The organism is Phenylobacterium sp. RIFCSPHIGHO2_01_FULL_69_31 (assembly GCF_001824475.1).
In the GTDB taxonomy this organism is placed as follows: domain Bacteria; phylum Pseudomonadota; class Alphaproteobacteria; order Caulobacterales; family Caulobacteraceae; genus Phenylobacterium.
In genome coordinates, this window is record NZ_MHXN01000028.1 from 198,158 (window position 1) to 210,878 (window position 12,721).

Consider the following 12,721-nt stretch of genomic DNA (forward strand, 5'->3'; position numbering starts at 1 on the left):
AAACGTCCCGCCGCACTGCTGCCAGTCGGGCAGGGCGGAAATGCGGGCCGGCCGTTACCGGTTCATGTCGTTCGAGGCGCCGCCGAAACTTTATTTCGGGTCGGGCAATCCCAAGACGCGCTTGGCGACGATGTTGAGATTGATCTCCGAGGTGCCGCCCTCAATGGAGTTGGCCTTGGACCGCAGCATGGTGCGCATGGCCGCCAGCTCCTGTTCGGAGAACGGCTCGCCCTCCCAGGCCAGCCCGCCATAGCCCATGGCCTCGACCATCAGCTCGTTGCGCTCCTGGGCGATCTTGGCGCCGGCGTACTTCATGATCGCCGCGGTGTTCGACGGCCCGTTGGAGGCCCGCGCGTCCTCGGCCGCCCGCTTCATGGTGAGCTGGAAGGCGCGGTTCTCCATCAGGTGCTCGGTGATCCGCCGGCGCAGGTCCGCATCGGCGATCCGGCCCTGGTCGTCCTCGCCCACGCCCGCCTTGGCCGCCTCGGGGATGGTGGGCATGGCCACCGTCTGGCCGATGTTGCCGCCGCCCAGGCTGCCGGCGATCGAGTCCCGCTCGAACTGCATCAGCCGCTTGGCCACCGTCCAGCCGCCGTTCAGCGGGCCGAACAGCTGGTCCTTCGGAACCTTCACGTCGGTGAAGAAGGTCTCGCAGAAGGGCGAGGTGCCGTTGATCAGTAGGATGGGCCTGACCTCGACCCCCGGCGCCTTCATGTCGATCAGCAGGAAGCTGATCCCCTCGTGCTTCTTCTCGGTGTTGGTGCGCACCAGGCAGTAGCAGCGGTCGGCGTGCTGGGCCCCGCTTGTCCACACCTTGCTGCCGTTGACCAGGAAGTGGTCGCCCTTGTCCTCGGCCCGGGTCTGCAGGCCCGCCAGGTCCGAGCCCGCGCCCGGCTCGGAATAGCCCTGGCACCACCAGACCTCGCCCATGACGATGCCGGGCATGTGCTCGCGCTTCAGCGCCTCGCTGCCGTACTCCAGCAGGGTCGGGCCGAAGAACGCCACGCCCATGCCGCCGATGGGGTTCTTGGCGCCGATCTTGGCCATCTCCTCGGCCAGCACCTTGGCCTCGGCGCGGGACAGGCCCCCGCCGCCGTATTCCTTCGGCCAGGTGGGCGTGCCCCAGCCCTTGCTCCCCAGCGCCCGGCGCCAGGCCGTGGCTTCCGGGGTCTCAGGGCGCGCCTGCAGCTTGGCGAGCTGGGCGGCCGTGTCGTGGGCCAGGGACTTGGGGAAGTTCTCCTCGAGCCAGGCGCGGGCTTCCGCCCGGAATGTCTCCACCTCGCCGCCGAAGTCCGCCATGGCCTTATCCTCCCTTGGGGTTTTGGCTATTTCGGCCCGTCTTACTTCGGGTCAGGCAAGCCCAGCACCCGCTTGGCGATCACGTTCAGGTTCACTTCCGAGGTGCCGCCCTCGATGGAGTTGGCCTTGGTGCGCAGCCAGCCGCGGACCGCCAGGATCTCCGGCCCCTCGAAGCCCTCGCCCTCCCAGCCCAGCCCCTGGTGGCCCAGGGCCTCCACCATCAGCTCGGACCGTTCCTTGGCGAACTCGGCCGCGGCGTACTTGATGATCGAGGTGGTGGCCGACGGGCCGTTGCCCGCCTTCGATTCCGCCGCCGACCGGGCGATGGTCTGGCGCAGCGCCTGGAAGTTCATCTTGTTCGTGGTGATCTTGCTGCGCAGCTCGATGTCGGACATTTCATACTCATCGCCCGCGTACTGTTTGGCGATCGTGGCCAGGTCGCCCGAGGCGCCGCCCGCCGATCCGCCCTCGCCGAAGCCGGCCGAGATGTTCTGGCGCTCGTACTGCAGCAGCCGCTTGGCGATCTCCCAGCCGCCGTTGACCCTACCGACCAGATTTTCCTTGGGAATCTTTACGTCGGTGAAGAACGTCTCGCAGAACGGGCTCTCCCCGCTGATCAGCGGGATCGGCCGGGTCTCGACCCCCGGCGTCTTCATGTCGATCAGGACGAAGCTGATGCCCTCGTGCTTCTTGGACGTATCGGTACGTACCAGGCAGAAGCACCAGTCCGCCTTGTCGGCGTAACTTGTCCAAATCTTTGAACCATTTATGAGCCAGTGGTCGCCCTTGTCCTCGCACTTGGTGGCCAGGCTCGCCAGGTCCGACCCGGCCCCCGGCTCGGAGTACCCCTGGCACCAACGGATCTGCCCCTGCACGATCCGCGGCAGGTGCTCCTTCTTCTGAGCTTCGTTGGCGTATTCCAACAGGACCGGCCCAAGCATCCAGATCCCGAACGAGGCCAGCGGCGAGCGGTACTTGCCCGCAGCCAGCTCCCGGTCGATCACCCGCGCCTGCGCCGCCGTCAGCCCCGCGCCGCCGTACTCCTTGGGCCAGGTGGGCGTGGTCCACCCCTTGGCCGCCATCCTCTTCATCCAGACGATCTGCGGATCGTCCGACCCTTCAAAAGCCCGACCGCCCCAGACGGCTTCGTAGTCGGTCTTGGCCTTGGGATCGCGCAGCTCGGGCGGGTACATCGCCGCCAGTTCCTTGCGCACCTCGGCCGCAAACGCGTCGAGTTCCGTGGCGCCGAAGTCGGCCATACCGCTCTCCCAAAACCTGTCTGTCAGAGCCCCCAAGATTAGCGCCCGGGCAGGCAGGAGCAAGGGCGATAAAACGCCCGTTTGAGCAGCCGCGCCGCGGCTCGCCTATACAATCGTCGCGACGCGCTTCTTAAAGGGAGACGATGCGCTTCCTTCGCCATCCTGCCGTGACCGCCGCCGCCCCCTGGACCGCGGCGCTTCTGACGTTGGGCCTGGGCGTCCTGCTGCTCGCCTCGGGCGCGCGGCCGTCGATGCCGACCCGGTTCATCCGCCTGATGGAGTTCGAGCCGGTCATCCTGATCGAGCTCAGCCACTTCCTCTCCAGCGTCATCGGCCTGGTGCTGGTGATGCTGGCCTTCGGGCTACGGGCGCGACTCGACGGCGCCTGGTGGGCGACGCTGGCCACCCTGCTGATCGCCGCGCCGCTGAGCTTGGTAAAGGGGTTCGTGTGGGAGGAGACGGCCCTGCTCCTGGCCCTGGCGGTGGTCCTGGCGCCGTTCCACCACGCCTTCCCGCGCAAGACCCAGCTTACCCGGATGCAGGTGACGCCCGGCTGGCTGGTCTCGGCGGCCTGCTTCGTCGCGGGCGCCGGGATGATCGGCCTATGGTCGTTTCAGAATGCCGATTACGGCGACCTGCCCTGGTGGCGGGTGATGGCCGATGAGGACGCGGCCCGCTCGCTGCGGGCCTGGGCCGGCGCGGCCCTCGCTCTGCTGGCCTTCGGCATCTGGCGGCTGTTCAGCTCGGCCGCCCCGCCCCCCATCGTGGGCGAGGACGATCCCGACTTCGAACGGGTGCGCAAGATCCTGGCCACGGCGGAGGTTTCCCGGCCGCCATCGAACCTCGCGCTGCTGGGCGACAAGCGCTTCCTGTTCTCGCCGTCGGGCGAGAGCTTCCTGATGTTCGGGGTGCGCGGGCGCAGCTGGATCGCGCTGGGGTCCACCGTCGGCCGCCGCGACGAGCGGATGGAGCTGCTCTGGCGGTTCCGCGAGCTAGCCGACGCCCACGCTGCGCGGCCGGGGTTCTATAATCTGGAGCCCGACGACCTGCCCGACGTGGTCGAGCTCGGCTTCGCGATCCAGAAGATGGGTGAAGCCAGCATTTCCCCGCTCGAGAGTTTCACGATCGAGGGCACCAAGCGGGGCAACCTGCGGCGCGCCTGGCAGCGCGCGGCCAAGGACGGAGCGGTCTTCGAGATCGTCGAGACCGCCGAAATCCCGCCGCTGATGCCCGAGCTGAAGCGGATCTCCGACGCCTGGCTCGACACCCATGCCGGTGGGGAGAAGGGCTTCTCGCTGGGCGGGTTCGTGCCCCGCTATGTGCAGGAATTCCCGATCGCGCTGGTGCGTTGGGAGGGCCGGATCATCGCGTTCGCCACCCTCTGGCCGACGGCCTCCCGCACCGCCTTCTCGATCGACCTCATGCGGTTCGTGCCCGAGGGGCCGCCGCGGATCATGGACTTCCTGTTCGTGGAGCTGATCAACTGGGGCCGGGCCCAGGGCTACGGCGCTTTCGACTTCGGCATGGCGCCGCTGTCGGGCCTGGACGACCGCCCGCTGGCTCCGGCCCTCTCGCGGGTCGGCCGCCTGATCTACGACCGAGGCGAGGAGATCTACAACTTCCAGGGCGTGCGCCACTACAAGTCCAAGTACGATCCGACCTGGCAGCCGCGCTACGTCGCCGCCCCCCGCAAGTGGGCGATCCCGCTGCTCATGGCAGACGCCGGCCTGCTGTCCTCGGGCGGCGTCGCCGGTCTGGCGAAGCGCCCGAAGAAGTCCGAGGACTAGCGGGGCGCGAAGCCGACCGCCTGCTCGATCTGCACGAGGACGATCACCGCGCCGGCGGCGGCGAAGACCATGATCGCCCGCCAGGGAATCAGCCGTGGCCCCTTCATCGGATTCGGCGGCCGCGCGCCACGCCAACCGGCGAAGGCGGACAGGGCGGCGAGGCCCAGTCCCAGGGCGACGAGCAGGCGCAGATCCATGCCGGACCCCTACGCGAAGCTGCGATGGCCATCCACAGGAATGGGTGGCGCACACCAGATGTAGCGTTAAGCGTTCGTTTACACCCCAGGAATCGGTCGGTAGCGTCCCAGGCTAGGCGGAGAAGCGATTCGGATGAGCGCGGGGGCGCCCTGGAGCGTCAAGGGGATCGACCCGAAGGCCCGCGAGGTCGCGAAGGACCTTGCCCGTCGTTCCGGCATGACGCTGGGCGAGTGGCTGAACCGGGTAATCCTTGAGGACGATGTCCCGGACGAGGTGACGGCCGAGGCGCAGTTTGGCGACCGTCCGTTCCGCGCCCAGGCTCCGCGTCTGCGCGCGATCTCGCCGCCCGCGCCACCGCCGGCCCCGCCGCCGGACATGGCCCGCATCGCCCACGCCCTGGACCGGCTCACGGACCGGATCGAGGCCTCGGAGACCCGTACCGGCCTCGCCATCAATGGCGTCGAGCACTCCGTCCGCCAGGCCCTGGCCCGCATCGAAACCACCGAGCGGGAACAGCACGCGGCGGCCACGCGGCTGGAGGGTCTGCTTGCGGAGGCCTCGGCCGAGCAGAGCTATTTCGGCGAGCGCCTGCGCCGGCTGGAAAGCGAAGCGGGCGGCGGGCCTCGCTCCATCGAGGCGCTAAGGCTCATCGAATCCCGGCTCAGCCGGATCGAGCCGGAGGTGGTGGTCGACACCGTGCTTCAGCGACTGGGCGACCGGCTGGCCACGGCCGAAGGCCGCACCGCGTCGGCGCTCGAGGGCCTGCAGGGCGCGCTGGCCACCCTGGACCGCCGGATGGGCGCCGTCGAAGGCGCCGAGAGCGATCAGGCCGAACTCAAGTTCGAGGCCCTGGCCCAGGTCCTGACGCATCGGGTCGAGGCGGTCCGCGCCGAAGTGGCGGAGAAGATCGCCGCGGCCGGCGGAGAGAACCGTTTCGCCGAGCTCGCCGAACAGGTCCGCGCCGCCGAGCGCCGTTCGGCCCAGGCGGTCGAGGATATCGGCCGGCAGGTGCTGTCCATGGCCGAGGCCGTGGGCAAGAAGCTGATCGAGGTGGACCAGCGCGGCGCCGAAGCCATCGACCAGGTGGGTTCCGAGATCGCCCGCATCGCCGGCGCGGTCGAGCAGCGCCTGGCCCGCGGCGAGCACGCGCAGGCGGAGGCCTTCGAGCGCTTCGGCGCGGAGCTGGCCGCCATCCGCGAGCGCATCGCCGCGCCGCCGCTTGCCGCCGCCCCGGCCGCGGAGCCGGTTGCGGCCTACGTCCCGGAGCCGGAGGCGTTCTTCCTCCCGCAGCCGACTGTCGAGGACGCGGCGGAGGCGGCCGCCAAAGCGGCCGCTGAGTGCGAGGCCGATCCCCTTGAGCTGGCGGCTGCCGGCCTCGACGAACTCGATCCGCTCGCGGAGGCCATGCGCATCCTGGGGGCGCCGCCGGAGCCGGAGCCGGAGGCCGCGCTCTCCCTCGAGACGGTTGCCGAGCCGGAGCCCGCCGCCGCGGTGTTCGGTCCGGAGCTCTACTCGCGGGCGGAAACCGCCGACGAGATCGCCGCGGTGGCCGAGACTGCGGCCGACACCCGCGCCGAGACTGTCGCGCCGCCGTGGCGGCGCCTCGACCTGGAAATCCCCGAGCCGCGGATCCCCGAGACCTTCCAGCCGCTGGACGACGAGGACGACGACGACCTCTTCCAGTCGGCCGAACCGATCGATCCCATCCGGGAGCTCTCGACCCGCCAGGTGATCGAGCAGGCCCGAGCCACCGCCCGGGCCGCCCAGGAGGCCAAGGCCGCCGGCCCCGCTAAGGTGCGCGCCAAGATGAAGGCCGCCGCCTCCGGCCGGCTGTTCCAGGGGTTCAACACCCAGAAGGCCAAGGGCGCGCCGCGGCACTCGGCGTTGCAGACCGCCTTGCTGGTCGCCGGCGGGGCGGCGTTCATGAGCGTGGGGGCGGCCGGCCTCACCCTGATGCAGGCGCCGAAGGAGCCGACCCCGGCGCCCGATCCCGTCGCCCTGACCCCCGACGGCTCGCCCGCCCGCGCCTCGATGGCGCTGGGCCCCGCCGGCTTCGCGACCGCGCCCACTCCTCAACCCGCCTTCGAAAAGGTGCGCGCCGACGTGGAAGCGGGCGTTCCCGGAGCGCTCGACACCCTCAAGTCACTGGCCGAGGCGAACCACGCCCAGGCCCAGCTCTATCTCGCCCAGCTCTATGACGAGGGTGACGCCGGCCTGCCGCAGAACCCGGCCGAGGCGCGGCGGCTCACCACCTCGGCCGCCGAGAACGGCGACGTGAAAGCGATGCACAACCTGGGTGTCTATCTCTTCCGCGGCGAGGGCGGGCCCCAGGACCTGACCAGCGCCGCCCAGTGGTTCGGCAAGGCCGCGGCGGCTGGCGTGGTGGAGAGCCAGTACAACCTCGGCCTTCTCTACCAATCCGGCTCGGGCCTGCCGAAGGACCTGGTCCGCGCCCGCGCCTGGTTCGAGCGTGCCGCCGCCAAGGGCGACGAGCAGGCCCGCAAGGCGCTCTCCGAGATGGGGCCCAAGCCGCAACTCAAGCCGGTCAGGTCCACGGAGACGGCGGCGCTTGCGCCTCACAGCATGAACGTTCGCCAGACCCAGCTCGTCCTGACGCGCCTGGGCTACTATGACGGTCCGCTGGATGGCCGCGCCAGCGTCGCCTACGACCGCGCGCTCGCCGAATATCGCCGCGATCAGGCCGGCGGCCCGCCGCTACACCTCGACCAGCGTTGACGATAGGGCCGGGGCGGAAGTAGGCCCGGTCGTGGACATTTACCTGCCCATCGCCGAGGTGTCCGTGAACGCCCCGCTGATCGTGCTCCTGGGCGCGGCCGTGGGCTTCATCTCAGGCATGTTCGGCATCGGCGGCGGCTTCCTCATGACGCCCATGCTGGTCTTCCTGGGCATCCCCGCGCCCGTGGCCGTGTCGTCGATGGCCAATCACGTCGCCGCTTCATCCATGTCCAGCGTCATCGCCTACAGCCGCCGACGGGCGGTTGACCTGCGCATGGGGGCGGTGCTGGCCGCGGGCGGCATCGTGGGCGCCTTCGCGGGCGTCGAGCTGTTCCGCTGGCTCAGGTTGCTAGGGCAGGCGGACCTCGTGGTGTCGCTGTCCTATCTCCTGTTCCTGGGGGTGATCGGCGGCCTGATGCTGATGGAGAGCCTGGGCGCGATCCTGCGCCGTCGCCGGAACGAGCCCCCGCCGCCGCGCCGCGACCGCCGCCCGGTCTGGCTCTACGGCCTGCCGCTCAAGATGCGCTTCCCGCGCTCCCGCCTCTACATCAGCGTGATCCCGCCGCTGGTCCTCGGCGCCTTCGTCGGGGTGCTGTCGGCCATCATGGGCGTGGGCGGCGGCTTCATCCTGGTGCCGGCGATGGTCTACATCCTGCGCATGCCGGCCGGGATGGTGGTGGGCACCAGCCTGCTCCAGATCATCATCACCACCGCGCTCACCGGCGTGCTGCAGGCCGGCCGGAACCAGACGGTCGACATCGTGCTGGCCACCCTGCTGCTTGTCGGCGGCATTGTCGGAGCCCAGTTCGGCGCCCGCGCCTCGTCGCGTTTCCGGGCAGAGGAGCTGCGGGCGATCCTGGCCCTGATCGTGCTGCTGGTGGGCCTGCGGATGGGCCTGGGCCTGTTCCTTACGCCGGACGAGCCGTTCGTCCTGATGTCGGGGATGGGCTGATGGCCGCGCTCGCCGCCCTGGCCGCCGCCGCCACGGTCGCCGTCGTGCCGACGCCGCCCCTGCCGCCCGCGCCCGCCGCCCAGGGCGCGCCGGTGATCTCGGCGGCGCTCACCGACACCACGGTGCAGGTGAAATCCGACTTCCGCGGCGCGCGGATCGTGCTCTACGGCGCTGTTTTCGACGCCGCCGCCCGCCCGTCGGACGTCGTGGTGCTGGTCCGCGGACCCGAGCAGCCCGTCCGCCTAACCCGCAAGCAGAAGGTCGCCGGGCTCTGGCTCAACAGCCGCCCCGTGGTGTTCCGCGGCGCGCCCGGCTTCTACCGCGCCGCGTCGAACCGCCCGCTCGGTGACATCGCCACCTTCGGCACGCTGCGCCGGCTCGGCGCGGGCGTCGACCACCTGCCGATCAACGCGCCGGCGGAGCAGCACATCGAGACCCGCTATGGCGTGCGCGACGTGGTCGTCTCCAGCCTGGGTCCCGACTACTACGACTGGCGCCGTGCGGTCGTCCGGCTGAGGGAGAAATCAGGGCTCTACCACGAGGATGGGCGCGGCGTGCGCTTCGTCGACCGTGGTCTTTTCCGGGCCGAGATCGCCCTGCCCACCGGCGCGCCGACAGGCGTCTACCGCGCTGAAATCCTGCTGTTCCAGAACGGCAAGCCCGTCGCCAGCCGCGTCCGGACGCTCACCGTCGAGAAGGTGGGCATCGAGCGGGCTCTTTACGTGTGGGCCCATGACAGGCCATGGTCATACGGTCTGGCGGCCATGGCCTTCGCGCTGGCGGCCGGTTGGGCGGCCTCGGCGGCATTCCGGAGAGACTGATTGCTCATGGATGACGTGCGACCCGCCGCCAGGGCGGAGTCCATTCCCGTCGCGCTTTGGGGCATCGCGCTGATCGCGCTGGCGCCGTTTCCCGTCGCCGCCCTGCTGTTCGCATATGGCGCCGCGCAATGGGCGTCGTCGTCCCTGACCCTGCTCATCGCCTGGTCCGCGATCACCCTGGCGTTCCTCGGCGGCGTGCGCTGGGGCCTGGAGACCCGCGAGCCCAGCCCGCGCATCGCGCGCCAAGCCTTCTCGTTCCTCTGCGCCGTCGCCGCGGTGGTCGTCCTGCTCGCCCGGGGCAGGGCGCCGGACAGCTGGATCCTAGGCGGTTTCCTGACAGCGTTCCTGATCCAGTGGCTGTTCGACCACCAGACGCCGGATACCCCGTCACGCTACCCGATCCTCTCCACCGCCGTCACCGGCAGCGCCTGCGTTTCGCTGGCCCTGGCGCTGGAAAAGGCGATGAACGGCTAAGCGATACGCTTTCGCCACGCCGGGTCGACCGTTCGTCGCACTTGGGATGACAGCGCTCGCCGACGCATGTGATTTCGCCGGCATCGCGACGCTGCAGCGTCGCGTCACGGGGGTGCTTTCGAATGGACTTGGCGGAGGCCCAGGCGCGCCTGGGGCAATTCCTGTCGCCGCTCGCTGTGGACGAGTTCCTGGGACCCGGTCTTTCGGGCGGCTTCCGGGTGTCGCGCCATGACGGCCGTTCAGGGGGCCGGCCGGCGCTATTGGGCGCCGATCCCAGGGCGGTCCTCGCGGGCGCGGTCCATCTGGCTTCGGAGCTGACATATCACTCGGCCAACGCCTCGGGGCCGCCGCCCGACCTGTCCGGCGTACGCGACGCCCGCGATTTCCGCGAGCGCATCGACGCGTTCCACGCCCGCAACTACTCGATCCGCTTCCCTGACTTGCGCCCCCTGTCGCCCGAGCTCGACGCCTTGGCGCGCGCGCTGGAGTTGCTGATCCAGGGGCCGGTCACGGCGTCGGCGTTCTGGAGCCGCGGGGGCATGCGCGCGCCGGTCCACTATGACGACCACGACCTGATCGTTGTCCAGCTCGAGGGGACCAAGCGCTGGTACGTCGCCACCCGGCCGTCCGAGCTGTTCAACACCTGGCGGGGCGTTTCCGGCAATCCGCCGGACCTCGGCGCGCACCAGGTGCTGGATCTGGCTCCGGGCGATCTGATGTACCTGCCGCGGGGCACGTTCCACACCGTCGATTCCGACACCGAGTCCGTCCACCTCGCCATCGGCTTCACGCCCCTGACCCTGCGCGAGGCGGTGATCGCGGCCCTCGATCACCTGTCCGACCTCAACCGTCCCCTGCGGGCCACCCTGGCCGGACAGCTGGAGAACGCGGACCTCGAGGCGCTGGCGCCCGCCGTGGCCGAGGCGGTCGGCCATCTGTTCAACGCCGCACGATCGCCCGGATTCGTGGCCGCGGCGCTGCAGCGCCGAGCGTCGCGGGCGGTGGCTGACCTGGTCCCGCTCAAGCGCCCGACGATGACGCCGGCGGTTAGCCTCGACAGCGTCCTGCGTCACGCGGAAGGGGCGTTCACCCAGATCGGGGCCAGCGCCGACACCATCGACGTGGCCTATCCGGGCGGCCACCTCTACATCCACCGCGGCGCACAAGAGGCCGTGGTCTACATCGCCGACACGCCGCGGTTCCGGGTCCGGGACCTGCCCGGGCCGATCGGCGATGAGGTCCGGCTCGCCCTGGTCGCGCGTTTCCTCGAAGTGGGCTTCCTGGAGGTCGCCTCGCCGACTGCCAGCGTCGCCGACCTGTTCGCCAGCGCGCCGGTCAGCGCGTGAGACATCACTGCCAGCTGCGCTCGCTCATCGATTCCAGCTCGTCGATCCGCTGGCGATAGATGTTAGCCACCGAGCGCCGGGAATAGCGGGCGGCCTCTTCCCGTATGGACAGCCAGTCCTCCTGCTCGGCCGCAAGCTCCTCCTCCGGGACGCCAGCCGCCAACGCCGCCGCGTAGGCCTGCTTCATCCGCTGGTCCATGCGCGCCAGTCCGGCGTCCCTGCAAACCATGGCGCGGGCCGCCGATGGCTGGTCGGCGCAATCGTAGCTCCGTCGCCGGACGGCCGGTGATGGCTCGGAGGGCGGCGGTGCGGTGGCCACGGCGTCCTGGCCTGGAGGGGCCTCAGCCTTCGCTGGAGGGGTTGCATCCGGCGCGAGCGCAGGCGCGGCGCGCTTCGGCGCCGGCGCGCGGACCGGGCCGGGTGTGGCTGCGCCCGTGTCGCGCGGGAGCACCTCAAGCTTCTCGCCGCCGACCGACGGGACGGGCAAGGGGGCGACCTCGGCCACCTGGACGTTCATCGGGCGCGCCGCGGCCATCGCCGCCGCCTCCGACGTGCCCGAACCGGCCTCCGCGGACACCGGGGGATCGGTTCGCGCCACCAGATAGCCGCCGGCGAAGGCCGCGAGCACCGCGGCGCTCCCCATGGCGACCATCCCGGCGCGTCTCCTTCGCGAAGGGTCCGCCGGTGCGAACGGCGCCGGGTCATCGTACCAGTCGTCATCCGGTTCATCGGGCGCGAACCGCGTGCGCGCATCGGCAGATGCACGCGATGTCCCGTCGGCATAGGTTTGAAACCCCAGCAGAGGTTGGTCCGGCTCGCCGTCCTTCCGATCGTCAGGCGCCATGGTCAGCTCGCGTCTCAGGTCCCTCGGATGCTCAATCGCCGGATGGCCGTCCAGGTTGCCTCGCCCGATTGAGTGCGGCGGCGGGGCGGCGTACTGCCACGCACGCAAAGGCCCCAGTCCGCGGAGCGACGCCGAAGATGCTTTCCGATGGCTACCACGACGTGGATCCAACCAAGATCGTCACGGTCGAGACGTCGCTCCAGATGTTCGCGCGTCCGCCGGAACGCCAGGCGCCTGCGGGTGGGGACTACCGTCTGGTGCGGTTGGACGCCATCACCGCAGCGGAGTACCTGGACCTCTACCGCGCGGTCGGTCGGGACTGGCTCTGGTTCATGCGCCTGGCGCTGAGCGAGGCCGAGCTGCTGGCCATTGTCCGCGACCCCGGGGTGGAAGTCTATCGGCTGGAGGCGCCCGGCGGCGTCGGCATCCTGGAGCTCGACTTCCGCGAAGAAGGCGAATGCGAGCTGGCCTTTTTCGGGGTTTCGCCCGGCCTCGTCGGGACCGGCGCCGGCCGCTGGCTCATGGCGCAGGCGCTGGAACTGGCCTGGTCCCGGCCGATCCGCCGGCTCTGGGTCCATACCTGCACCCTCGACCACCAGGGCGCGGTCGCCTTCTACATGCGCTCGGGCTTCGTCCCATTCCGGCGCAGGGTCGAGATCACCGACGACCCCCGCCACCTGGGGAAGTCGCCCCGAGACAGCGCCCCGCACTTCCCGATGATTGGCGGCTGAGCGCGCCCGGTCAGTCCCCCGCCAGCTGCCGCCAGCCCACGGCGCGCACGCGGGTCGCGCCGAGCGCGCCGGCCAGCGGCGGGCGCACGAACAGGCCGGCGAACGCGGCGTCGCGCACGTTGAGCCCGCCCGCATACGCCCCGAAGGCCGGGAGGACCACCCGCTCGCCGTCGGTCACGAAACAGCGCCGCCGCACCGTGCCGCGCGGCGCGCGCACCTTGGCCGCGGGGTGCAGGTGGCCGGCTACCTCGCCGGGCTGCGCGCCCGCTTGTGG

At 70.6% G+C, this 12,721-nt stretch carries 11 protein-coding genes and 1 pseudogene; 7 read left to right on the forward strand and 5 right to left on the reverse strand.

Annotation, left to right across the window (positions count from 1 at the left end):
• Window positions 1-90: 90 nt before the first annotated feature.
• Both A2790_RS15155 and A2790_RS15160 read right to left on the reverse strand, forming a co-directional pair.
• Entirely contained in the window at window positions 91-1,299 is a 1,209-nt protein-coding gene (locus A2790_RS15155) for an acyl-CoA dehydrogenase family protein (protein WP_293393271.1), read from the reverse strand.
• Between the two features lie 41 nt (window positions 1,300-1,340).
• Window positions 1,341-2,558, reverse strand: a complete 1,218-nt coding sequence (locus A2790_RS15160; RefSeq protein WP_293393273.1) for an acyl-CoA dehydrogenase family protein — start codon at window positions 2,556-2,558, stop codon at window positions 1,341-1,343.
• Between the two features lie 143 nt (window positions 2,559-2,701).
• On the opposite strand from A2790_RS15160, the gene A2790_RS15165 reads away from it, so the two are divergent.
• Window positions 2,702-4,345: a phosphatidylglycerol lysyltransferase domain-containing protein gene (locus A2790_RS15165; protein WP_293393275.1), complete on the forward strand. Its 1,644-nt coding sequence runs from the start codon at window positions 2,702-2,704 to the stop codon at window positions 4,343-4,345.
• On the opposite strand, the gene A2790_RS15170 is transcribed toward A2790_RS15165, so the two are convergent.
• Complete coding sequence (locus A2790_RS15170) at window positions 4,342-4,542, reverse strand: hypothetical protein (protein ID WP_293393277.1); 201 nt, start codon at window positions 4,540-4,542, stop codon at window positions 4,342-4,344. The two genes, A2790_RS15165 and A2790_RS15170, sit on opposite strands and share 4 nt — an antisense overlap.
• 133 nt (window positions 4,543-4,675) lie before the next feature.
• On the opposite strand from A2790_RS15170, the gene A2790_RS15175 reads away from it, so the two are divergent.
• The 5 genes from A2790_RS15175 to A2790_RS15195 all read left to right on the forward strand — a co-directional run bounded on the left by A2790_RS15175 (window position 4,676) and on the right by A2790_RS15195 (window position 10,872).
• Window positions 4,676-7,279 carry a hypothetical protein gene (locus A2790_RS15175; protein ID WP_293393279.1) on the forward strand — a complete coding sequence of 868 codons (2,604 nt, stop codon included), beginning with the start codon at window positions 4,676-4,678 and terminating at the stop codon, window positions 7,277-7,279.
• A gap of 31 nt (window positions 7,280-7,310) precedes the next feature.
• Complete coding sequence (locus A2790_RS15180; protein ID WP_293393281.1) at window positions 7,311-8,231, forward strand: sulfite exporter TauE/SafE family protein; 921 nt, start codon at window positions 7,311-7,313, stop codon at window positions 8,229-8,231.
• On the forward strand, window positions 8,231-9,052 hold the full coding sequence (locus tag A2790_RS15185; RefSeq protein WP_293393283.1) for a TIGR02186 family protein: 822 nt from the start codon (window positions 8,231-8,233) through the stop codon (window positions 9,050-9,052). Before A2790_RS15180 ends, A2790_RS15185 begins: the two co-directional genes overlap by 1 nt.
• A gap of 6 nt (window positions 9,053-9,058) precedes the next feature.
• Window positions 9,059-9,526 (forward strand): DUF3429 domain-containing protein, encoded by a 468-nt coding sequence (locus A2790_RS15190; protein WP_293393285.1) that lies wholly within the window; start codon window positions 9,059-9,061, stop codon window positions 9,524-9,526.
• A 122-nt stretch (window positions 9,527-9,648) separates the two neighbouring features.
• The gene (locus A2790_RS15195) at window positions 9,649-10,872 is read left to right on the forward strand and encodes a cupin domain-containing protein (protein WP_293393287.1); all 1,224 of its coding nucleotides are present in this window, start codon (window positions 9,649-9,651) and stop codon (window positions 10,870-10,872) included.
• A 4-nt stretch (window positions 10,873-10,876) separates the two neighbouring features.
• On the opposite strand, the gene A2790_RS15200 is transcribed toward A2790_RS15195, so the two are convergent.
• Window positions 10,877-11,524, reverse strand: a complete 648-nt coding sequence (locus A2790_RS15200; protein ID WP_293393289.1) for a lysozyme inhibitor LprI family protein — start codon at window positions 11,522-11,524, stop codon at window positions 10,877-10,879.
• Window positions 11,525-11,853: 329 nt separating this feature from the next.
• Here A2790_RS15200 and A2790_RS15205 point away from each other — a divergent pair, with 329 nt between their 5' ends.
• Complete coding sequence (locus tag A2790_RS15205) at window positions 11,854-12,447, forward strand: GNAT family N-acetyltransferase (RefSeq protein ID WP_293393291.1); 594 nt, start codon at window positions 11,854-11,856, stop codon at window positions 12,445-12,447.
• Window positions 12,448-12,457: 10 nt separating this feature from the next.
• Here A2790_RS15205 and A2790_RS15210 read toward each other — a convergent pair.
• Window positions 12,458-12,721 (reverse strand): annotated as a pseudogene (locus A2790_RS15210) (phosphoesterase); the annotation flags it as partial.

Coding starts and splice junctions, on each gene's coding strand:
- A2790_RS15155 (WP_293393271.1), bottom strand. CDS start 1,299: ATGGCGGACTTCGGCGGCGAGGTGGAGACATTCCGGGCGGAAGCCCGC.
- A2790_RS15160 (WP_293393273.1), bottom strand. CDS start 2,558: ATGGCCGACTTCGGCGCCACGGAACTCGACGCGTTTGCGGCCGAGGTG.
- A2790_RS15165 (WP_293393275.1), top strand. CDS start 2,702: ATGCGCTTCCTTCGCCATCCTGCCGTGACCGCCGCCGCCCCCTGGACC.
- A2790_RS15170 (WP_293393277.1), bottom strand. CDS start 4,542: ATGGATCTGCGCCTGCTCGTCGCCCTGGGACTGGGCCTCGCCGCCCTG.
- A2790_RS15175 (WP_293393279.1), top strand. CDS start 4,676: ATGAGCGCGGGGGCGCCCTGGAGCGTCAAGGGGATCGACCCGAAGGCC.
- A2790_RS15185 (WP_293393283.1), top strand. CDS start 8,231: ATGGCCGCGCTCGCCGCCCTGGCCGCCGCCGCCACGGTCGCCGTCGTG.
- A2790_RS15190 (WP_293393285.1), top strand. CDS start 9,059: ATGGATGACGTGCGACCCGCCGCCAGGGCGGAGTCCATTCCCGTCGCG.
- A2790_RS15195 (WP_293393287.1), top strand. CDS start 9,649: ATGGACTTGGCGGAGGCCCAGGCGCGCCTGGGGCAATTCCTGTCGCCG.
- A2790_RS15200 (WP_293393289.1), bottom strand. CDS start 11,524: ATGGTCGCCATGGGGAGCGCCGCGGTGCTCGCGGCCTTCGCCGGCGGC.
- A2790_RS15205 (WP_293393291.1), top strand. CDS start 11,854: ATGCTTTCCGATGGCTACCACGACGTGGATCCAACCAAGATCGTCACG.